Annotated in this window: 18 protein-coding genes; 15 read left to right on the top strand and 3 right to left on the bottom strand. The window is 47.1% G+C overall.

The genetic code is table 11. The annotated features are described in order from the left end of the window. Positions 1-186 precede the first annotated feature (186 nt). The 4 genes from BLS69_RS18575 to BLS69_RS18560 all read left to right on the top strand — a co-directional run bounded on the left by BLS69_RS18575 (position 187) and on the right by BLS69_RS18560 (position 5,722). Complete coding sequence (locus BLS69_RS18575; RefSeq protein WP_249911692.1) at positions 187-1,239, top strand: CotH kinase family protein; 1,053 nt, start codon at positions 187-189, stop codon at positions 1,237-1,239. A gap of 245 nt (positions 1,240-1,484) precedes the next feature. Then, positions 1,485-3,293 carry an ABC transporter ATP-binding protein gene (locus BLS69_RS18570; protein WP_091034361.1) on the top strand — a complete coding sequence of 603 codons (1,809 nt, stop codon included), beginning with the start codon at positions 1,485-1,487 and terminating at the stop codon, positions 3,291-3,293. Next, positions 3,274-5,112: an ABC transporter ATP-binding protein gene (locus tag BLS69_RS18565; RefSeq protein ID WP_091034354.1), complete on the top strand. Its 1,839-nt coding sequence runs from the start codon at positions 3,274-3,276 to the stop codon at positions 5,110-5,112. The genes BLS69_RS18570 and BLS69_RS18565 overlap by 20 nt, the downstream gene beginning before the upstream one ends. A gap of 274 nt (positions 5,113-5,386) precedes the next feature. Then, positions 5,387-5,722 (top strand): hypothetical protein, encoded by a 336-nt coding sequence (locus BLS69_RS18560; RefSeq protein ID WP_091034352.1) that lies wholly within the window; start codon positions 5,387-5,389, stop codon positions 5,720-5,722. Positions 5,723-5,935: 213 nt separating this feature from the next. On the opposite strand, the gene BLS69_RS18555 is transcribed toward BLS69_RS18560, so the two are convergent. Beyond that, positions 5,936-7,540, bottom strand: a complete 1,605-nt coding sequence (locus BLS69_RS18555; RefSeq protein ID WP_091034350.1) for a bifunctional metallophosphatase/5'-nucleotidase — start codon at positions 7,538-7,540, stop codon at positions 5,936-5,938. Between the two features lie 273 nt (positions 7,541-7,813). Here BLS69_RS18555 and BLS69_RS18550 point away from each other — a divergent pair, with 273 nt between their 5' ends. From BLS69_RS18550 to BLS69_RS18530, 5 genes are all read left to right on the top strand, one after another. After that, on the top strand, positions 7,814-8,797 hold the full coding sequence (locus BLS69_RS18550) for a phosphate/phosphite/phosphonate ABC transporter substrate-binding protein (RefSeq protein ID WP_091034349.1): 984 nt from the start codon (positions 7,814-7,816) through the stop codon (positions 8,795-8,797). A 177-nt stretch (positions 8,798-8,974) separates the two neighbouring features. Further along, positions 8,975-9,772: a phosphonate ABC transporter ATP-binding protein gene (gene phnC / locus BLS69_RS18545; RefSeq protein ID WP_091034347.1), complete on the top strand. Its 798-nt coding sequence runs from the start codon at positions 8,975-8,977 to the stop codon at positions 9,770-9,772. Next, positions 9,769-10,620: a phosphonate ABC transporter, permease protein PhnE gene (gene phnE / locus BLS69_RS18540; protein WP_091034346.1), complete on the top strand. Its 852-nt coding sequence runs from the start codon at positions 9,769-9,771 to the stop codon at positions 10,618-10,620. Before phnC ends, phnE (BLS69_RS18540) begins: the two co-directional genes overlap by 4 nt. Then, a complete protein-coding gene (gene phnE, locus BLS69_RS18535; RefSeq protein ID WP_017690380.1) occupies positions 10,617-11,423 on the top strand; it encodes a phosphonate ABC transporter, permease protein PhnE in 807 nt (268 codons plus the stop codon). Before phnE (BLS69_RS18540) ends, phnE (BLS69_RS18535) begins: the two co-directional genes overlap by 4 nt. A gap of 318 nt (positions 11,424-11,741) precedes the next feature. Further along, positions 11,742-12,002: a hypothetical protein gene (locus BLS69_RS18530; protein ID WP_091034343.1), complete on the top strand. Its 261-nt coding sequence runs from the start codon at positions 11,742-11,744 to the stop codon at positions 12,000-12,002. Between the two features lie 96 nt (positions 12,003-12,098). Here the strand turns inward: BLS69_RS18530 and BLS69_RS18525 are convergent, their stop codons facing one another. Then, on the bottom strand, positions 12,099-14,885 hold the full coding sequence (locus BLS69_RS18525; RefSeq protein WP_371129081.1) for a chitinase N-terminal domain-containing protein: 2,787 nt from the start codon (positions 14,883-14,885) through the stop codon (positions 12,099-12,101). 221 nt (positions 14,886-15,106) lie between these two features. Beyond that, entirely contained in the window at positions 15,107-15,583 is a 477-nt protein-coding gene (locus tag BLS69_RS18520; protein WP_091034338.1) for an RNA polymerase sigma factor, read from the bottom strand. 215 nt (positions 15,584-15,798) lie between these two features. Here BLS69_RS18520 and BLS69_RS18515 point away from each other — a divergent pair, with 215 nt between their 5' ends. The 6 genes from BLS69_RS18515 (at position 15,799) to BLS69_RS18490 (ending at position 22,531) form a co-directional block, all read left to right on the top strand. Beyond that, positions 15,799-16,512 carry a response regulator transcription factor gene (locus tag BLS69_RS18515; protein WP_036606313.1) on the top strand — a complete coding sequence of 238 codons (714 nt, stop codon included), beginning with the start codon at positions 15,799-15,801 and terminating at the stop codon, positions 16,510-16,512. Continuing rightward, positions 16,509-17,975, top strand: a complete 1,467-nt coding sequence (locus BLS69_RS18510) for a sensor histidine kinase (protein WP_091034335.1) — start codon at positions 16,509-16,511, stop codon at positions 17,973-17,975. Before BLS69_RS18515 ends, BLS69_RS18510 begins: the two co-directional genes overlap by 4 nt. Then, the gene (locus BLS69_RS18505) at positions 17,972-19,135 is read left to right on the top strand and encodes a hypothetical protein (protein WP_091034332.1); all 1,164 of its coding nucleotides are present in this window, start codon (positions 17,972-17,974) and stop codon (positions 19,133-19,135) included. The genes BLS69_RS18510 and BLS69_RS18505 overlap by 4 nt, the downstream gene beginning before the upstream one ends. Positions 19,136-19,353: 218 nt before the next feature. Next, the gene (locus tag BLS69_RS18500; protein ID WP_091034330.1) at positions 19,354-20,037 is read left to right on the top strand and encodes an ABC transporter ATP-binding protein; all 684 of its coding nucleotides are present in this window, start codon (positions 19,354-19,356) and stop codon (positions 20,035-20,037) included. Between the two features lie 18 nt (positions 20,038-20,055). After that, positions 20,056-21,426 carry an ABC transporter permease gene (locus BLS69_RS18495; protein WP_091034327.1) on the top strand — a complete coding sequence of 457 codons (1,371 nt, stop codon included), beginning with the start codon at positions 20,056-20,058 and terminating at the stop codon, positions 21,424-21,426. 28 nt (positions 21,427-21,454) lie between these two features. Then, a complete protein-coding gene (locus tag BLS69_RS18490) occupies positions 21,455-22,531 on the top strand; it encodes an efflux RND transporter periplasmic adaptor subunit (protein WP_091034324.1) in 1,077 nt (358 codons plus the stop codon). The last annotated feature ends 48 nt before the right edge of the window (positions 22,532-22,579 follow it).

Here is a 22,579-nt window from a genome sequence, read left to right as displayed (position 1 = left end):
TATAATCTATTAGAATTTATGTATATTTATAGATTAATAACTCGGTTATTCCGCATTATGACAAGTGAATTCGGATGTGATAAGTATCAGGAGTGTGCATTCGCCCGTACGACTTTCTGTGCATCTGCATAGGATGGTGTAAGAGCCTACGGGCGAATCTTACAGGTATTCGAAAGGCGGATGGAAATGGCTCTACCTGTCTACCATATCAGCTTGTCTCCAACCGAATATCAACAGTTAACGTCCAATATATGGTCAGAGACGTTTGTAAACAGCACGATGCAGATGGACGGCAAGCCGTTTCCGATCCGGCTTCGATACCGGGGAGGACATACACGCGGTTATCCCAAAAAATCATTTGAGATTCGTACAGCCAGCCGGACGTATCATTTTAATGCGGAGTATGATGATCCTTCGTTGCTGCGCAATGCACTTTCTTTTCGGTTTTTTGAGTCGATTCGTGTACCCGCACCGTCTACACAACACTGCGTACTCTATCTGAACGGGCAGCTTTTGGGTGTATACCTGCGGATTGAAGGGGTGAAATCCTTCTTTTTTCGCCAAAGGAAAATCCCTGTGCGCAGTATCTTCTATGCAGTGAATGATCATGCTGGTTTTACGATAAATTCGGATACCTCTTCAACAAGTACCGATCTATTATCTGGGTACAGCTTAATTCGGGGCAAAGATGTGGACCGCACAAGACTGCGTAATTTTATTCAGCAGTTGAACACAAAGTCCAAGCTGGAATTGTTTCGTTTTTTACAGTCGAGGGTGGATACGGACAATTATTTACGCTGGTTAAGTGGAGCTGTGCTCACAGGGAACTTCGATGGATTTCATCAGAATTACACATGGTATGAGAAAATCAAAAGTGGGAAATACGGTATCCTGCCTTGGGATTATGAGGGTACTTGGGGGAGGAACTGTTATGGAACACGAGTTGACCCCAATCTTGTTCGTATTCAGGGGTATAACAGACTTACCGGACGATTGCTGGCATTTCGCAGTTTCCGTCAACAATATAAGAAGCTGATGCGGCAGCATCTGATGAATGCTTTTACAGAGAAGCGAATTATGCCTCTAGTCCATCGATTGCACAATGAGATTCGTGAAGATGTCAACAAAGATCCTTACATGAAATGGCCCATGGATGTATTTGCAGGTGAACCGGAAAGAATTCGCGAATATGTGGTGAAACGTCGGGAGCATCTAAGTGAAAAACTACGTCAGCTGTAAGCACTTAACTAGCGTGGGGAAGGGAGACCTTCCTTTTTTTACTGCCAAAATGATGAGAAGTTTATTGTATTGGGAAAAGTAGGGTAATAAGAATAGAAGCGGCATTGTAAAATACGCTATAATAACCATATGTGTACATAGAAATGATTACATATTGGACGCTGTGGAGAAAACAACATGTCTAATGGAGGCTCTGAGCTGGAACGTGTTATCGGTTTAGGGTGCTCCGAGCCGGAGGAATGCTTATGATCAAGCTGTTGTACTACTTGAAGAAGTACCGAGTTGCCGCGATTGCAGCCCTGGTCATGATGTTAATTGAGCTTGCGGTGGAGCTGGCTCAGCCTTATCTGATCTCCAAGATCATTGATAACGGCATTCAACAGGGAGACTTGTCTGTCGTCTGGTTATGGGGTGGCGTGCTGGTCGGCAGTGCTGTTGTGGCTTTTGCTGCCGGAATTGCGAGTTCGTTCTTTGCATCCCATGCGAGCTTGGGGTTCGGATACGATCTGCGGGAGAAGTTGTATGAGAAAGTGCAAACGTTCTCTTATGCTGTCTTTAACCGGTTCGCGACATCGTCCCTGATTACCCGATTAACGGGGGACGTGACCCAGGTTCAGGACACCGTCTTCATGAGTTTGCGATTCATGACACGTGTGCCCCTGGTGGTGATTGGTAGCATGATTATGGCAGTGATCGTGAACCCGAGGTTGGGTCTGCTGTTGGTTGTCATGGTGCCTGTACTGCTCATTGTTGTAGTGTGGATGATCAAAAAGGCAGCGCTGCTGTTCCGCAATGTGCAGCGCAGACTGGATGCCGTCAATGGAGTCATCCAGGAGAATCTGACAGGCATTCGGCTGATCCGTGTTTTCGTACGGATGGGCCATGAGATCGAACGCTTTGCCGGATTCAGCGGCAAGCTGATGAAAGGCACAATCTCCGCGCTGCGCCTGACGGAGACCACGATGCCGTTCATGCTGCTGATGATGAACGTTTGTATCATCGCCGTGTTATGGTTTGGACGAGTCGACATTGCCTCCGGTAATGCAACCGTGGGTGAAGTGGTCGCCGTCATTAACTACCTGCTTCGCACAATTGGTGCCATGTCTGCGTTGTCATGGATTCTGGTAACTTTCTCAAGAGCAAGCGCTTCGGCGCAACGACTGAATGAAGTGTTTAATACGGAGGATACATCGGAGACTGAACAGAATAAGGCAGTATCAGCGTCTGTACCATCTGCTGGATCTGTGAATTCTTCGCATTTTCCGCAATCTGTATATCCAGCGAAGAAACAGCGCGCTGTGCAGGGAGCGGTTGAATTCCGCAGTGTAGGCTTCAGTTATCCGAATAGTGAAATTACAGTACTGGATAACATCACATTCACGGCAAAAGCGGGGGAGCGCATTGCCATTATGGGAGCAACTGGCTCAGGCAAATCTTCGCTTGTACAGCTCATTCCGCGGTTATATACAGAGGATCAAGGAAAGGTTCGGATTGATGGTGCCGATGCATCAGAGCTGGATCTGTCCATGCTGCGTGGTGCGATTGGTTATGTGCCTCAGGAGGTTGTCCTGTTTACCGGTTCCATTCGGGAGAATATTGCCTGGGGCCAGGAAGATGCTACCTTGGAGGAGATCGTGGAAGCCGCGAAGCGCGCGCAGATCCATGAAACGATTGAGAATTTACCAAACGGTTATGATACATTGCTGGGTCAACGGGGAGTGAATCTCTCCGGTGGACAGAAGCAGCGACTTTCCATTGCACGAGCACTGGTACGTAGACCAAGAATTCTGATTCTGGACGATAGCACGAGTGCGCTGGATGTAGCTACAGAAGGCAGACTGCTGGATGCGCTGGAAGAATTGTCGTGTACCACGTTTATCATCACCCAGAAGATCAGTTCAACCACTTCGGCGGACCTGATTCTGCTGCTTGATGATGGACAACTCATTGGACAGGGAAAACATGAAGACCTGATGGAATCGTCAGAGCTGTATCGTCGAATTCATGAATCACAATACGGGGAGGGTGCACAGCATGTTCAAAGCATTCATTGAGCCTTTCCGTCAGCCGCCGCCACCGATTGATCCTGAGACGTTACGGTCAGGCGGTGGTCGCAAACCCAAGGCACGGGCGAAGAACTGGTCAGGTACGCTAGGTCGTATCTGGACCTATCTGGCACGACGTAAAGTCAAGCTGTCCATGGTACTGTTGATGGTGTTTGCCAGCTCCGCACTCGCTTTGCTTGGCCCTTACATGGTAGGGGTGGCCGTGGATGATTTCATCGCGGGGGAAGCCGACTCAAGCTGGACTCGGTTTCTGATTGGATTAACCGCAGTGTATGTCTTGTTCTCTCTTACATCCTGGTTACAAAATATATGGATGATCGAAATTGCACAGGAGACCGTGTTCCGCATGCGGTATGATCTGTTCTCCCATCTGCACAAGCTGCCGATTCCATTCTTCGGTAAACGCCAGCAGGGTGAGATTATGAGTCGGGTGACCAATGATATTGAGAATGTCAGCGGTACGTTGAACAGCTCGGCCATCCAGATTTTCTCAAGTGTATTAACACTGCTCGGAACGTTTGGGGTTATGCTCTGGCTTAGTCCGCTACTGACCCTGCTTACTTTTATCGTTGTGCCTTTGATGGCCATTGGTATGCGCTGGATCACGCGCAGAACGGGACCGCTCTTCAAGGAGCGGCAGCGTAATCTCGGTGAACTTAACGGTTACATCGAAGAGACATTATCCGGTCAGCGGATCATTAAGGCATTCTCCCAAGAGGAGCGGGTGATTCGCGGTTTTGAGGAACGGAATACCCGTATCCGGATTTCCGGTTTCTGGGCACAGACGATCTCCGGATTTATTCCGAAACTGATGAATGGTTTGAACAACCTGAGCTTTGCGATTGTTGCAGGCATCGGTGGTATTCTGGCGATTCAGGGTTCGGTTACAGTCGGGGTGATTATTATTTTTGTAGAATATGCTCGTCAATTCACCCGTCCGCTCAATGATCTGGCGAATCAGTGGAATACGTTATTGTCCGCAATTGCGGGGGCTGAGCGCGTATTCGAGGTGCTGGACGAAGATGAGGAAGCGAAGGATGAAGGGGCAGCGGTATCTCTGGACAAGGTGGAGGGAGCCGTTCGTTTCGACAAAGTATCCTTTGGATACGATGAAGGACGTAATATTTTGCATGACATCAGCTTTGAAGCCAAACCGGGTGAGATGATTGCCCTTGTGGGTCCGACCGGAGCGGGGAAAACAACATTAATTCAGCTATTATCCCGTTTCTATGATCCGACAGGTGGCACATTAACGGTAGATGGTCGCGATATGACCACCATTCGGCGTGAGAATCTGCGGTCACATATGGCATTTGTACTACAAGATTCATTTCTGTTTCAGGGTACGATTCGGGAAAATATTCGATTTGGCCGTCTGGACGCAACGGATGAAGAGGTGGAAGCAGCCTCCCGGCTGGCTAATGCCCATTCCTTCATTGTGAGAATGAAGGATGGATACGACAAAGTGCTCCAGGCCGATGGGAGCGGCATTAGTCAGGGGCAGAAGCAATTACTCGCCATTGCCCGGGCAATTCTGGCAGATCCATCGATACTCGTACTGGACGAGGCAACCAGCAGTATTGATACCGTCACGGAGATCAAAATTCAGGAAGGGCTGCAACGCCTGATGCAAGGCCGTACCAGCTTTGTCATTGCCCACAGGCTGAACACGATCCGCCAGGCCGACCGAATTCTGGTGCTGAAAGATGGGCATCTACTAGAGCAAGGCTCGCATGATGCGCTGCTGGAACAAGGCGGTTTCTACAGCGAGCTGTATTACAGTCAGTTGCGTAAAAAGGCACAGTAGTCATTTTGGATATTATGTGACATGTATTAGAAAACTTGTAGGTATGTAAAAAGAGCAGGGATGAGGGCACGATGCTCCTCAATTCTGCTCTTTTTGCATATTTTATTGAATAAACGTGGGAAATGGAAATGTGATTGTATGTTAAAATAAGGATATATTGGAATAGGTCTGTATTTGGAAGGTTGCCAGCGGTTTTGAAGCATGAGAATGAATTTTTACACGTATGCCTGTAGTCAGTCATGTGATGCATTAAAAGAGAGGAGGGCAATGTGGAATGGAATTCAAATTTGGAAATGCTGCTATTCTCCTACCCCCTGTTCACATTATGATTATCGCAATCATTATTATTTTCTTTCTGGTAAGGTGGAGCAAGCAATTAGAAACAAGGCGTTTTACGGTTTTCTTTTACTTTTTGATTAGTACGTTCATTACTCCAATTTATTCTCAAAGTACAACAAAAGGTGTCTTTGAGCTATGGATCCCCGCAGGGTTTATTGTGGTTTTCTTATATTTGATTCGCAGCGAAAGAAATCACCCATCTAAAATGAAAGCGAGTATCTTAGGATTTTCAATAGCGTTATATCAGTTAATCCTTCAATATATCGGATAACGGGACAGGACAGGACAGGATAGGAAAATTCAAATAAGAACAAGTAAGCAGCCGGTCAACCAACTGGTTGTTTTTTCTTTAAGCTAATGGTCAGTTCAATTCCAATATGTATTAAAATTATGAGGCTGAAATCAACTACATTACGTTTTTATACGAAGTTATAGGTTGAAAACAAAAGAGCAGATCCTGATCACAGGACCTGCTCTTTCTCATTTAACTTCCAATAACTTTCCAGTTATCCGCCTGCTCCACCGTTAACGGTTGATGTCTGCGGATGTAATCTTCCACCAGTGCGGCCATGTCCGTGGCACCTTCGTGCAGTACCTTTTTGCCCGGATACATTGCATAATCCCCGCCGCCAGCAGCGCGGTAGCTGTTCATCACCACAGAGTATGTGCCATTCATGTCCATTGGCTTGCCTTCACGTTCCAACTTCACAACTCGACTGCCGACAGGTTGGGAAATATCCAGTTCGTACTCCATGCCAGCCCACATATCGTAATTATAATGCTGAGGTTTGGGTTCCATATAAGCCGGATTGACTGCCACCTCGCCAGAAGCATTCACTTCAAAGTAACGAGCCGTTTGTTCCAGTGCCTCCCGGATATCCTGACCACTCAACTCCAGCACCGTCAGAGTATTAGGGTAGATGAAGTTGGATAACACGTCCCGAACGGTGATGTGACTCCCGAATCCACGAGCTTCTTCACTCAGCATGGCGGTATTGGAGAGCTGCGCTCCAGTCGCTTCCATCTGCACTTGATGTACAAAAGCAATGAATGGATGTGCCTTGAGTCGCAGAGCCGTAGCATTGGTGATGGATAAATCCCCAGCCACCTCGCCAATGGGCTGATCAAGCCATGCTTGTGCCTCAGTTTCCAGCTCATCCGTAAGTTTCAAGACCGTCGCATCAGGCTCAACTTCATTATGTTCATCCAGAAGTAACAACCGAGCCTTCTTATCTGTAATCTGCCATTTCCCGCCCGATGATTGTTCCAACTGAACGGATACATGCCCCGCACCATTTCCACTGAATCCCGGCTGAATGACGGTTACACCATGAATATTAGCGGTAAGCTGACGATGCTGATGTCCGGTAAGCAACACATCGATCCCTTCGATGTCCCGGCAGATGGAATAGCCTTGGTTTTCTCCAGTTAACCGTTCGGTTGGCTCGCCTGTCTCCAGATCACTCTCAAATCCGCCGTGATAACTGACAACCATTACATCTGGTTGTTCATGCTCATGGATATAGCTAACCCATGCACGAATCGTCTCAAAGGCATCAAGGAACTGTAACCCCTCAATATTTTTCGGATGCTCCCAGTTTGGGATGTAGTGCGTAGTTGCGCCCAACAGGGCAATTTTGACACCCGTGGACAATGTTTTGATTAGATACGGAGGACCGAAGGCAGGTACGTCTGGTTGCTCATCTTTTACAATATTGGCAGACAGCCAGGGGAAATTGGAAGCGTCAACCGCTCCGTGCAACAGATTCTGACCATAGTTAAACTCGTGATTGCCCATCACCGCAGCATCATAACCGAGTTCATTCAATACTGTTATGAATGGATGCACTTCGTTTTTGGAAACCTGTGAAGCTGCATAGGAGGCCAAGGGTGATCCTTGCAGCAGATCTCCGTTATCCACCAGCATGAGCTCAGGTGAACGTTCACGTTCCTTACGAATCAGGGAAGCTAACAGGGCAAGTCCGGCTGGGCGGTATGCATTGGTATTGTAATGAATGGGACGGATGGCCCCGTGCAGATCACTGGTGAACAGAATGTCGAAGCTTGCCGTATGGTTTGTGGATGTCATTTTACAATCTCCTCTAATATATAAGTTCAGATATATGGAATTACCATAAAACGGAGAAGACAGAATAGGCTGAAGAACCAAAGTATATGCCGTTATCTCCAATGTTCTTCCTATATCTTCAACCATAATGAGCCTATTCTAACAGATACAAGACCTGCTGACAGCCTGACAGGAAACTTTACAAAACTCCAAATTCCGTTTCACATCGCGCTAATATTTGGCAACTATAGTAGATAAGTACTGAAAAATAGAAACTCTTTGGAGGGTGTTCGTTTGAAGAAGTCTGCTTTATTTTTACCATTGTTGATTTTGGTTCTGTTTCTGAGTGCTTGTGGGTCTAGCAGTAGTACAACAGGTTCGGCTAACGGGGATAATGCGAGTTCGAATGCATCCGGTACGTCTGCGGCAGAGACAGAGAAAGCTGTCGAAGGTTATGTGCCAACTGAATTGACGGTTCAATTTGTTCCTTCCCAGAATGCAGATACGCTTGAAGCTAAAGCGAAACCGCTGGAGAAGCTGCTTGGTGACAAACTGGGCATTCCGGTAAAAGTCAGCGTATCCACCGACTACAACACAATTATTGAAGCAATGGCTTCCAACAAAGTAGACGTAGGTTTCTTGCCTCCGACAGCTTATGTACTGGCTAAAGAAAAAGGCGCTGCACAAGTTATTCTGCAAGCACAACGTTTTGGTGTAAATGATGAGACTGGAGCTCCTACAGAGCAACTGGCAGATTCATATAAATCCATGTTCATTGTGAAAAAAGATTCGCCGATTCAATCCATCGAGGACCTTAAAGGTAAAAAAGTCGCTTACCAAAACGTAACGTCTTCCGCAGGTTATGTATGGCCAGCAGGTCTTTTGCTGGACAGAGGCATTGATCCATTAAAAGATGTAACACCTGTAACGTTGAAAGGTCATGACCAAGGTGTTATCGCTGTATTGAACGGTGACGTTGATGCAGCAGCTATTTTCCAAGATGCCCGCAACACGGTAGCTAAAGACTATCCGACTGTATTTGAAGATACACGTGTACTGGCGTTCACTGAGCCTATTCCTAACGATACCATTGCCGTTCGTACAGACATGAATGCAGATTGGACTGCGAAGATCAAACAAGCCTTCATCGATATCGGGAAAGATACTGAAGGTCACCAGATCATCAAAGAAATCTATACGCATGAAGGTTATGTAGAGTCCGATGATAGCAAGTTTGAGATCGTTCGCCAGTATGGCGAAAAAGTGAAAGGTGAATAATTCTGATCCAAAAGTAGTTCGGGATCTGTTCACTTTGTAGTAGCTTTCTTGGATTGGAACAGCTTAATCGTAGCAATGGACAGGCCAGTTCAGCGTGATCTACGCTGCGCTGGCTTGTGCCATTATAGCAAAGACTCATGTATGGTTGATCATTATGAATGAAAGAAGGATATTGTCATGATTGAGCTTCATAACGTTACCAAAACTTACGCTAACGGCACCAAGGGCCTGGATAATATTAATCTGAAATTTGAGGAGGGTGAATTCATTGCTGTAGTGGGTCTGTCCGGTGCGGGTAAATCAACGCTCTTACGCTCCATTAACCGACTGCACGACATTAGTGAGGGCGAGATTCTGATTAACGGAAGTTCCATCACGAAGGCACAAGGCAAACGGCTGCGCATGATCAGACGTGACATCGGCATGATCTTCCAGAGTTTTAATCTGGTGAAACGGTCCAGTGTACTTCGTAATGTACTCGCTGGACGGGTTGGATATCATTCCACCATGCGTACCATTCTGGGTCGTTTTCCAAAAGAGGATATTGAACTGGCATTCACTGCACTGGATCGTGTGAATATCTCGGAGAAAGCTTATTCCCGTGCAGATCAGTTGTCTGGTGGACAACAACAGCGTGTCGCTATTGCTCGTGTACTTGCACAGGAAGCAAAAATCATTCTGGCCGACGAACCGGTTGCTTCACTTGACCCGCTTACAACCAAGCAGGTTATGGATGACCTGAAACGCATCAATCAAGACCTTGGGATTACGACCATCGTCAACCTTCACTTTATTGATCTGGCGAGAGAGTATGCGACCCGTATTGTCGGGTTGAGAGCAGGCGAGGTCGTATTCGACGGTCCGGTGGAAGAGGCGACGGATGAGCGCTTTGCAGAAATATACGGCAGACCAATTCTGGCTGACGAATTGTTGGACAAGCAGGCTGTGCATGAGCAGGGAGAAGTTGTGGTATGAAGGGGCAGTCCAACGTTCCACTTCAGAATTCAGGCGGAGTGGGGAAGGAACCTGGTTCCAACCCGGCTCAGGTTGTGAATCGCCCAAAACCGCCTGGGCGTACGAAACATCTGCTCACTTTAGTGATCATTCTGCTCCTTCTGTGGGCCAGTGCCAAACAGACGGATGCCAGCTTTACAGAGTTGTTTGAAGGTTTTCCCAACATGTTGGATCTGCTAAAGGAAATGTTCCCACCCCGTTGGAGTTACTTTGATAATATCGTGCAAGGTATGCTGGAAACGATCCGAATGGCCCTGATTGGGACAACCATTGGTGCGATTATTGCGATACCAGTCTCGATCATCTGTGCTGGTAACCTGATGCCAAGTCGCTGGATTTACTATCCGGCACGTTTTCTGCTGAACCTGATTCGGACCGTGCCAGATCTGCTGCTTGCTGCTTTGTTCGTTGCTGTATTTGGTTTGGGGCCCATCCCCGGAATCTTGGCACTGGCTGTGTTCTCGATAGGTCTGATTGCGAAGTTGACCTATGAGACGCTGGAAACCATTGATCAGGGGCCCATGGAAGCGATGACGGCTGTTGGTATGAACCGGATTCAGCTCATTGTATATGGCGTAGTGCCGCAACTGGCTGCCCAGTTCACATCCTATGTGCTGTATGCCTTCGAAATTAATATACGTGCCGCTGCCATTCTGGGACTGGTGGGAGCCGGAGGAATTGGACTCTACTATGAGGCAACACTTGGATTCCTGGAGTATGACAAGACCAGCGTAATCATTCTGTTTACCCTCGTCATCGTTCTGATCATTGATTATGTAAGTACTAAGCTGCGGGAGAAATTGCTATGATGAAAAATGAAACAAGCCGCATCCGGCCTAAACCACGGAAGAACCCGCTTCGCTGGGTCATTGTGTTACTGCTGATCCTTGTGTATGTCTGGGCGCTTGCCGGTGTACCGTTTACTGGGTTCAAGGAAACCGCTGCTCAGATTATGAAGGCCATTGTCGCCGGAATTTTCTCACCGGACTGGGATTTTGTATATCTGCCTGAGGGAGAAGACTTGCTGCGCGGACTGTTGGATACGCTGGCGATTTCCGTGCTGGGTACCGTGATCTCGGCTGTGCTCTGTATTCCGTTTGCATTCTGGTCTGCCCGTAACATGAGTGGGCATCGTTCCATCTCGGGTGCAGGCAAAATGGTACTCAGCTTTATCCGCACGTTCCCTGAGATTATCATGGCCTTGTTGTTCATTAAAGCAGTAGGTCCCGGATCGTTTGCAGGGGTACTCGCCCTTGGGTTACACTCCATCGGCATGTTGGGTAAATTATACGCAGATGAAGTTGAGAATATCGACTATGGCCCATCTGAGGCGCTGCTTGCCTCTGGAGCCAATCGCATGCAGCAGTTGTGGTTTGCCATCCTGCCGCAGGTTATGCCTGGATTCTTAAACTATACGTTGTATCGTTTCGAGATTAATGTACGTTCCGCGACCATACTGGGCGTGATCGGAGCAGGGGGGATTGGTACACCGCTGATCTTTGCACTTAGCACTCGGAACTGGCCGCGAGTAGGTATAATCCTGCTGGGGATAATCGTGATGATCACGATTATCGACCTGATCTCGGGGTATATCCGTAAGAAGTTGGTGTAGGGTTAACGTGGAGCTACGAATATATTAGATGATAAATTAAGATTAGATGATAGAGGAAGAAGAGAGGGCTATTCGGTGCCAGAATATTGGCAGGGATAGTCTTTTTTTGTGTCTGCACAAAAACAACGGTGCGTTCTTGTTGCACAGCTAACCGTCGAGGAATAAGAGGATTCCAAGAATATGTTATAAAGATGATTGAATTATTTTCCAATTACATGTAAGATTAATAGGTTTCTATATAAAGGGAATTAAGGATATTAATTAATACTACTCTTAGATATCCATACAAGAAGTGAGTTTTTAAAAGGAAGGTGACCTATGGAAACATTTTATTTTATATGGATTGGGTTTATGGTATTGATATTGCTGTACAGAATGATCTTTCAGAAGTTTAAAAAACATAACAGAGAAAATATTGGGCTCAGTGCAATCCTGATTATTTTCACAGGAAGCAGTTATACGTTTACACAGATGAACTTGATTTTTTTCATTAGTGTCATCGCCGTGGCCGCTTATTGTGCTGTATGGAACAGCATTCTATTTGTTAGAAATGGATATGAGCCGGAACGTTTGAAATGAACCTAAAAAACCGAAACCATGTTGCCCTGTGAATCAGGCAATGTTGGTTTCGGTTTTTTAGTTGCTTGGTTAAACGTTAGGCTTCTTAGCTGAGACTTAGCTAGCCAAAGGCAACGCTTTGGTTACTTGAACCGTAATTGACTCGGTGCTGGTTACGCCTGCGGCGTTGATCAGCTCAGCACGGTACGTATACGTTCCGTTAGCACGACCGGACAATTCCGTTGTAGCACTTTGAGAAGCTGGTGTAGCAGCTTTCAATGTTTGTGTATCAATCAGAACATCATTTTCATAGAGACGGTATTCAGTAGCGTTTGTACCCCACCAGAGGTTCATGGATACGTTGTAGTTGCCGTCACCATCCCAGTTGTTTTGGGACAAGTTCGCTTTCCCGGGAGCAGCGTTCGTTACTTGAACTGTCAGCTCGTCACTGCGTGTTGTGCCTTTGTCATTGGTCAGCTCAGCTACGTAGGTATACGTGCCGTTGGCTTTACCTGTAATGGCGGTTTTCGAGGACTGAGCCGATGGTGAAGCCGCAGTCAACTTCTGTGTATCGATCAGAACGCCGTTCTCATACAGCTTGTACTCGGAACCATTTTCGCCCCACCAGAGGTTCATGCTTACGTTATACGAACCTTCGAACAGGCCGGTTGTATATCCACTATCAGAGGAAAGCACCGGTTTACCCGGTGCTCCCGCAGCTGGAGTGGAAGGCAGTTCGCCTCCACCTTGATCTTCAGCAGGTACAAAATCATTCAAGCTTCTAGGTTTCAATTGATATACGTCTTTGAAAATAGCGGAAACGCCTGTGATATCGATTTTGTCACCAGCAGCATAAGGGAAGGCAGTCTCCGTCACACCTGTACGGGTGTCTACACGGATATGTGTGTTTGTGCCATCTGCTGCTACCGCGTCAAATTCAAAAGATCCAACTGGTGTAGCACTGATGATATTCTCGATCGTTACATCTTTCAGTTGAACCAGTTGACCCTGGTTCGCATCTGTAATTGCTGTAACTTCGATTGGAGCAGGTACGGCAGCCGTACCTGTTTTCTCAATCGCAACGATATCCGTAAGCTCGAACTCGCTGTTATAGATGGTTGTTGCTGCCGTTACTTTCACCTTGTCACCAGCATGGAAGCCGCTAGTATGCTGGAATACGTAGATTCCAGCAGTTTCATCTTGAAGATAGAAGGCTTGTCCACCAAATGCACCAGGTTCTGTCGTCACAACACCTTCGATAGTTACGGTAGTGCCAACCGCTTTGGTGCGTGCTTCAGCAACAGTGATAGCTGCTGGAATCGGTCCTTCTTCTTCTGGAAGCTGTTCTGCTGGCACATTGCCAACAGTCACGGCATTGGTGATCAGGTTGCTGCCATTCAGACGCAGACGCAAGCTGGCAGCACCAGTTGTACCCGGTTTAATACGGACGTTCAGGTCTTTGATCCCGCGACCTTGGCTGTCCGAGGTTACACTGAATGTGGAGCTATAGCCGTACGAAGTTGGCCATGTACCACTTTCATTCTGGATCATGGCGACCTGAGTTCCGCCAGTCAGATAGATACCGGCACTATAACCGGATACGGTTGTGTTTGGAGCCATATTCTCCACAACTACACGAATCTGGAAGTCTTCTGCATTCGGAAGGGTATCCTGTTTCACGAAGCTGTAAGCAGCGTTCGCGCTGGATGCAGGTCCACCATAAGAACCAGCCTTAAACGTGGAACGATCGTACCACTTATATCCGGCAGCAGGTGCGGCCCAAGGTTCAGCCTGTGGTTCTGTGGAAGCAGCTGGCTCTTCGAATGGCAGCAGCGCTGTAGCTGTGTCCAGTTCAAGTCCGTTCACTTCAGTTAGGCTTGTGTAGTTCTCTTGTGTAGCGAGCCAGTTTACGGTGTTCACGAGCAACACGGCATCATCGGCTTCTTTGAAACCGTCATAAGTTGTTTTGCGTGTGCCTGTCTCTTCACGCAAATATTTTGGTGATGCATCTTCTACTGGAGAGGAGTCACCGATGAAGGCAGCCTTACCTGCACCCAGCTTGGATACGGCCACGTAAGGACCTTCTTCAATCCCGCCACCGTTGTAGACACCTTGGTCCACCGCGTTATTCCATTTTGCGTTGGTTTTTGGCAGGTACACAATACCTTTTGCCTTTTCCGGATCGGTGATTGCAAGTGTTGAACCGGCGTGCATGGCTACAGCCGAAACCCCTTCTGTGATGCCAAAGGCTTGATCTGCCGGTACAACGATATTAGCGTTGATATCGCCAAGTGCGTTATAGCGGAAACGTACGCCGAAGTTATCGGACAACCAGTCCGTGCTAGTTACATTTTGCATGGCATCCGAGTTACGCTCATCGGTGCTCATACCTTTGGTTGGATCTTCAAAAGCTCCCCGACGGTAGCCGTTGATGACTTCAGAGCCATCCCAGCGGTTTTTGTTACGGTCGGCATTATAGTGATCTCCAACAAAGAAGATGCTGCCTCCCGTTTCAACATATTGTTTGAGTGCTGCTTGTTCGGATGTTTTGAAAGGAATTTGAGGCTCTGCAATAACGAATACGTTATACTCTTTCAGATCATCATAGGTAAATGGAGTTGTCTTGCGAAGTTCTTTGACATAATAACCATCATTCGCGAGTGCATTCCCGAAGTCGGAGAAACCTCCATCAATGACCCAGTCTGCAGCTCCAGCCGTTTGGCCGTGAGAGTTGTCGAACAATACTTTTTTACCTGCATTTTGGTTCACAACCTTTGCCTGGATGAACGGTGCCGGGTCTGTCGGCCCTTCCGCATGAACCGATGCATCTCCGTTCCATAATCCGATCTGAAGCGGCAAAGCCATGGACAATGCCAGGAGTGATTTTAGAAATACTCCTCGCATACCTGTTAATTTACCCAACCAAATCCCTCCCAAATATTAGTTGATTCATGAGTTCGTCCATATTCTACCACATGAAAATCTCACATAGTCATAACAATTTGTAAAAATTAACTCGATATTTGTAAAATTGGGTCTTTTGACATATCCATAGGTAATTCGATCCTGTCTTAACACTTCCATCCGCCGTCACTAATGATTTTTCGTAAAGAAAAAGCCATCTCTTATGAGATGACTTTGGCCCGAATTCGATTGACGGCATGGAATACAGAGGATTTAATCATGCCTTCACTGCGATTCACCAGCTCTGCCGTTTCCTTAATGGAATATCCATGGATGAGGCGAAGTTCTAATATTTTACGATGTTCGGTGTTGTTAATATGGGAGACAAGATCATGAACACCTTCGCTAATTTCAAGGTGGGGTGTATCGACGTGATGGGTAGGTACCTCCAGACGGCTGTCTCGTCTGAGTGTACGGGTTCGCCTGCGGAAGCTGTCCATCGCCAGGTTACGGGCAATGCGTTTGAGATAATAGAGAATGCGGTCTTCAGGGATATCCACGGTAACGTTCATTAGTCGAATGAAACAATCCTGTGCCAGATCTTCTGCGTCTTGCGGTTGTTTGACGATATGGGATAGATACCTTGTGATTTCTGATTTATAGTTGACATAAGCATCATTAATTAGTGTGCTGTTCATATGATGTGAATCCCCCTTGGATACAGATCAGGCTTGGGTCCGGTCTGGTATGAGTCTCTTATGATCCAAGTATATCGGGATGTTGTTTCCAAAAGGTTCAGAGTTGTATCGGAGTTGTAACATTTCGTGCTTCCCTCTATTCAAGCATACGGCTTGGGATACAAAATATAGGCAGATGAAGGAAATTCATAGAGCAGGGAGATTACGAAGGTATCATGAGACAAAAAGAGATTTTAATTATTGAGGACGAGGAGTCCATTCGCGATATACTGTCCTATTCGTTACGTAAGGAAGGATTTGAGATCAAGGAAGCAGCTACGGGAAAAGAGGGTCTGGATCTGCTTCGGGATTCGAAGCCGGATCTGATCCTGCTGGATCTGATGCTGCCAGATATGAGCGGTTTTGATGTGTGCAGGCAACTATCTGTGAACTCCAAGATACCTGTCATCATGATCACTGCGAAGTCGGACATGCTGGACAAGGTACTTGGCATGGAGCTTGGGGCGGATGATTATATCACGAAGCCTTTTGATATCCGTGAGGTGGTTGCGCGCATTCGGGCGATTTTTCGCCGGATTGATCTGATCAGCGAGACACTGGAGAATCAGTCCTATGAGGTGGTAAGGCTAGGCAAGCATATTGAGATCCGCAAGGATGAACGGGAAGTGTGGAAAGACGGGGAACGGGCCGGACTCACGAATAAAGAATATGATCTTTTGTTGTTTCTCGTGACCCATCATCGTAAGGTTCATACACGTTCTGAACTGCTGGATAAGGTATGGGGATTTGATTTTGCAGGGGATACCCGAACGGTGGACATTCATGTGCAACGGATTCGCAAGAAACTGGATAGCGGTGTGCAAGGCATTTCGATGATTGAAACGGTATTCGGTGTGGGGTACAAGCTGAATATTCAGGTACAGACATGAAGTGGACGATCCAGTTCAAAATGGTGGTGCTATTCTCGGTCATTGTATTTATCGGATTCTCCGTCCTGTTGATTCTGTCCAATAAGGTAGCTCAGGAGAATATGTACCGGGAAGTGCATGAGGATATGGTGCAATCCAAAAGAAATCTGGACATCGCGCTGAATCAGTACTTCCTGATACATAACAAACGCATGAGCAGAGACTCGCTCGAAGCAGGGAGTCGCGAGCTCGCGGAGCAGATTGGATCAGCCGTTGGTGGGGAGATTGTAGTATATGGCCCCGATGCTTCGCCATACGGATCTGTTGGCAGCGAGGTTAACGTTGCTAAGCGGTCTGACCATCCTGATGTGGAGGAAGCCATACATTCCCGGATTGCTTACACCACAGTTGTGGATAAGGGCCGGGTCACAGCCAGTCTGTCCTTCCCGCTCCAGATGGATCAACAATTGATTGGAATTGTACAGATGAAGAAGGATTACACGGAATTGTTCAAACGCAACCTTCGTTTTCAAAATACGATCAAGTTTTTTGCAGCGGTTATTTTCGTATTTGTATTTATCGCATCCATCTTTATTTCCCGGAAAATTACGCAACCTATCCGTGTACTGACAAAACGTTCTGCGGAAGTGGCCCAGGGAAGTCTGAATGCGGACATTCAGATTACAACCAAAGATGAAATTGGTGAATTGGCTTCAAGCTTCACCGTCATGATTGATCGGGTTCGGGAGCAGATTGACGTGATTGAGCGAGAGCGGGACGAAGTGAAGCAAGTACAGGCGAGAAGCAAAGTTTTTTTTGACAATGTGACACATGAATTGAAGACACCACTAACGACGATTCTGGGGTACGCCCAGATTTTGCGGGATAACGGATTTACCGATCAGGACTTTTTTGACAAAGGCATGAATTATATTATCAAAGAAAGCCAGCGTCTCAACACGATGGTTGCGGATATTCTGGAGGTTTCGGTCTCGTCTGCGGTCATTCAGGCGTACCGATTCGAACGTATCGATGTATCCGATATTATCCGTGAAGCTTGCGAGGATATGTCGATTAAGGCCAGTAAGTACAATATAGGCATTCACTATGAGCTGGAGGAACATCAGTATCTACAGGGGGATCGTGATAAGCTGAAGGAGGTCTTCCTCAACGTTCTGGATAACTCGGTCAAGTACAGTGATGTGAACTCCATCATCGAAGTGCAATCCTTCCGGTTAGGTGATTCCATTGCTATTGTGATCCGTGATCAGGGAGAAGGAATCGGTGCTGAAGCGCTCCAGCATGTATTTGAACCCTTTTACCAGGATAAAGGAATCAACAGAGCCGAGAAGGGCAGTGCCGGGCTGGGTCTGTCTATTGTGAAGAACATCGTTGAGCGTCATGGAGGAACAGTGGAGATGAAGAGCATCATGCGGCAAGGGACACAAGTAAATATCAGTCTTCCGGGGGAAATGAACGCATGAGACATCCTGGATTTTGGCGTAAACACCGAGACATATTGATGCTGTCCGGGCTGTTGATCACGTTTGTCAGCGGGATTTTTGGGATTGGAAGCCTGTTCAGTATCGGAAATCTCAAGCCTAGAACAGTAATATTGCCAAGTGAGCAATTCAACAGTCGTCTGGCGCCACCACCGAGCAGTACGATTCAGATCGAGTCGGCGACCAAGATTCCGAATGACTTCGCGATCTTTGATTTTGAAGTGGTAGACCGGAACACGATTATATTGAATCAATCGGAACCTTCCTATTCAGGGCTTCAGCTGTCTCTCCTGCATCTGGATGATAATGAAGTTAAGAATATTGCGAGTAATACGGATTATGGCGTTGCAATCAGTCCAAATCACAAGAAAATCATATACTCCCAGTACCGGGCGGGTCAGGCACAGAAGACATCGTATGAGTATGTGATTGAGGATGGGAAACGTCGCAAGCTTCCGAACGACAACTCGTATTATCGAGTGTTTGTAGGGAACGAATCCTACATTGGTCAGGATGATCTGTTATTTAAACAAGTTGATCTGAGCCAGGGGACGAGTCATATCATCTACACGCATGAAGAGCTGATGGACATGTTCACAGGACCGAAACAAGGGAAAAGTTCGAATGATACGTTTATCGTAATGGATGTGTTGCAGGTCAGCGAAGATCTGAAGCAGTTTTATATGCTGGTGATGCTGAAAGACAAGTATGCCATCTATCGTGTATCGCTTGAGGACGGGCATGAAGTGAAGGCGTATGCTGCAATGGAAGACATTCTACAATTCAAGTTGCTGAAAAATGGTGACATGCTCATCCAGGGAACGATGAATAAGGTACAGGGGCTATATCGGTATCGTGCCGCGCAGGAGCAATATGATCTGGTATTACAAGGTTCCATCTGGAACTTCGAACTGGATGCAGATGAATCGCGAATAGCTTACTTTTACCCGATGGACAATCAGAATCAGAAGAGTGAGTTGCATGTTGCTTACCTGAATGACAGCAAGCTTTCGTCCGATACGGTGATCTACCGCAATATTGATAACTTTACTAATCTGAAGTGGAATGACGATGAGCTATTTGCAGTGGGCAGTACGATGGATAAAAGTGAGTTGTACCGCTTTAGTTTCAGAGCTTGGTAAGCTGTGGAAGGTATACGAATATTAAGACCTTGGTCTGGTGGAGCTGGTGATATCTCCTCTCCGGACAAGGTCTTTTTGTTATGACATTTTACAAGTTGGATACAACTCCGGCCAGCCCGGATACATCTCCACCCTATAATGAAAAGGGAATGTGCTACGCGAATCTTTTTGAACAACCTCTGTACATATTTAGCAAGTAGAAAGGAAGACATGTAGCAATGCTTCAAGTTGAACAATTATCCCACTCGTTCCGCAATGGTCAGGGAACTGTGCCGGTGCTTCAGGATATCAACCTGACGATTGGAGAAGGCAAGATGGTAGCCCTGCTGGGCAGTTCTGGTTCGGGTAAATCCACACTGCTGAATCTGATGGCGGGGCTGATGAAACCGGATCAGGGCAAGATTCTCATTGCGGGACAAGATATTGTGCGTTTCAGTGAAAATCGCCTGGCTGAGTTCAGGCGTAGTCATATCGGGTTTATTTTTCAATCCTATGAGCTGCTGTCCAATCTTACGATCCGGGAAAATGTAGAGTTACCTTTGGTGTTCATGGGCATAAGCCCTTCGAAACGCAAAGCAAAAGCATTAAGGCTACTGGAACAGGTTGGACTGAGTGAAAAAGCAAGCTTGTTCCCGTCCCAGTTGTCGGGCGGTCAACAACAACGTGTCAGTATTGCACGATCGCTCATTACCGAACCCTCGGTGATCTTTGCAGATGAGCCTACCGGGAATCTGGATACCGAGACGGAGGAAGAGATTATTGCGATTTTGCAGCAGCTTAACCGGGATATGAATACAACCTTTGTCATTGTGACACATGAAGCAGAGGTCGCAGAGCAGATGCAAGTTGTGCTTACACTGCAACATGGAATACTGGTCGAAGAGGCTGTAAGGGAAGTTTGAGGCAGAAGGAGAGGAAATGTGAGAATACGGGATGTAGCACGTATGGCCTGGGGACAGATCATTCGCAGAAAAATGGTCACACTGCTGTGCATGATGGGGCTGTCCATCGGCTCTGCCGCCATGATCATTGCACTTAGCGTGGGGCAGTCCGTACAGACCTATAGCGAGAAGACATTGAACGACAATTACAAGATGGATGAAATCACGATTACGCCCAATGAAGGCATACGTACTGGGAACGGCAAGGGGAATGGTCAGACATCGAAGTTTGAGCGGGGTGCGCTGACGTTGGAAAAAATTCAGATTATCCAAAGACTTCCTCATGTGGTTGCCGTGGCTCCCATGTTAAAGCTGGATTCGCTGGAAATGGTGCTTCCGGATGGTCGCAGCACGTATGTTGAGGTCATTGGTACCCAGCTGGAGACCTTGGGCGGGTTTGGATACAAGTACGCTGAGGGACGTGGGGCAGAGGATGGTCGTATGGCGGTAACCAGTTATGGGGCTGCATTCGGACTCGTGGACCTCAAAGTAACTCAGAAGTTATTTGAGCAGTTGAATGCTGATCCGTATAACAACGAGCTTTTGGAACAGTTTACGGAAATGTCCGCCAAGCAGGATCAGCTGGTTCAGCAGCTGGTTCAGTTCCGATATGAAGATTATGCGAATGCGAGCAAAACCAAAATGAGTGGCTCTATACGCGTGTCTGGAGAGTTGACGAAGCCTTCCAACATGGATGAGATGAGCGCTCAAAACGATAAAAAAGTATTTCTGCCGCTCGATACAGCTCGTGCATTGCAGGATGAGCTTGGATTACAGCAGGCCGACAGCAGTGCGGCCAAACATCTTAACTCGGCTCTGGTCAAGGTTGAGGACAAACGTTATGTATCCCAGGTGGAAGAACAGATTAAAAAGCTGACGTTAAACACACAGAGTAATCTGTTCCAAGAGGAAGCGATGGCAGGTCAATTGGCGATGTACCAAAAAGCGGCATTGGGGATCGGTGGTTTTATCATGCTGTTGGCCTCATTATCCATTATTGTAGCGATGATTATGTCCACGCATCAGCGTCGTAAACAGATTGGTGTGATGAAGGTGCTGGGCGCAAATCTGTGGCAGATCCGTCAGATGTTTATTACAGAAGCAGCGATGCTTGGATTAATGGGCGGCGTGGCTGGTGTGGGGATTGCCTTTGCTGCACTCGGCGGGGTGAACAGTCTGCTGGCGAGTCAGATGGCAGATCAGATGAATGGTCCGATGAGCGTGGTTATTCAGCAGTCTGCTTTGCCGCTTGGCATCGTGTTTGCTGTTCTGGTTGGCATTGTATCGGGTATATATCCGGCAATCAGCGCATCTCGCACCAATGCATTAACTGTGATCAAATCAATGTAATTTTATCAGTGAAAGGGAAATTGGGCACATGAAGAAATGGATTAAAATCATTATCACCGTTGTACTTTTGGCAGGTGCAGGGTACTGGCTGTATGAAAAGTACAAGCCAAAACCGGAGGCGCCTATAGAAATTCCGCCCCCGATTACCTTTGATGTGACACAGGAAACGATGACGCAAACGATACAGGTGAAGGGGAAATCCGTATACACCGATCAGACGGATATTTTTGCTCCGTATGCTTCCAACATCAAGCAGTGGCATGTGAAAAGTGGTGAGCAGGTGAGCAAAGGCGATATCCTGTTTACCCTCGATACTTCCACGTTACAAACAGAAGTAGAACAGTTGCAGAGTGATCTGGAGAAAGCCCAGCTGGAAAATAAGATGAATCAGGTTAGCCTGGATCAGGCGAATATGAGCGAGGCGCTTGGCGTGACGGAAGAGGAGCGCAAGAAGGCATTTGCAGACCGGGAAGGCAAACGCCTGACAAATGAGTTGAATCAAAAAGCACTGGTCCTCAAGGAGAAGGAGATACAGAAAAAGCAGGCAGTAATAAGTAAGTCTGTTGTATATGCTTCTGCTACCGGTATATTTCAGATGAATGAAGAGGATAGCAAGACAAGTGCGGTGACGGAAGGACAGCTGATCGGGTCCATTACAAACATCAGCAAACTGAAATTTATGACGATTGTTGGTGAGGAAGAAATGTTCAGACTCAAGGTGGGCATGCCAGTTAAGGTGCGAATGACAGCGCAGAAAGACCTGCAATTCACCGGGAAGGTGAGTAAGGTATCCAAATTCGCCCGCAAGAGTACCGATATGGACCTCAAGCAAGCTTCACAGTTTGACGTGGTCATTGATCTGAAGCCGGACACCAGAATGTATGGAGGCGTGAGTCTGGAAGGCGATATCGAGACAATGCGGAAGGATAAAGTGACGGTAGTGTCCAGCCTCGCGATCATGCGGGATCAGACCGAGCCTTACGTACTGTTAGACAAAGGCAATGGACAGACAGAGCCGCTGACCATCCAGGCTGGAATGGAATCGGGGGACAAGACGGAAGTGGTTAGTGGCTTAAAACCGGGAGACATTGTCGTTTTGCCTTAGATGTAGGAATATAAGAACAAGGCATTATATGTAATGACTATCTAGACG

Source organism: Paenibacillus sp. CF095, from assembly GCF_900101225.1.
Classification (GTDB): Bacteria; Bacillota; Bacilli; order Paenibacillales; family Paenibacillaceae; genus Paenibacillus.
Note: the sequence above shows the minus strand (reverse complement) of the source record. Positions and strands in the feature narration are given on the sequence as shown.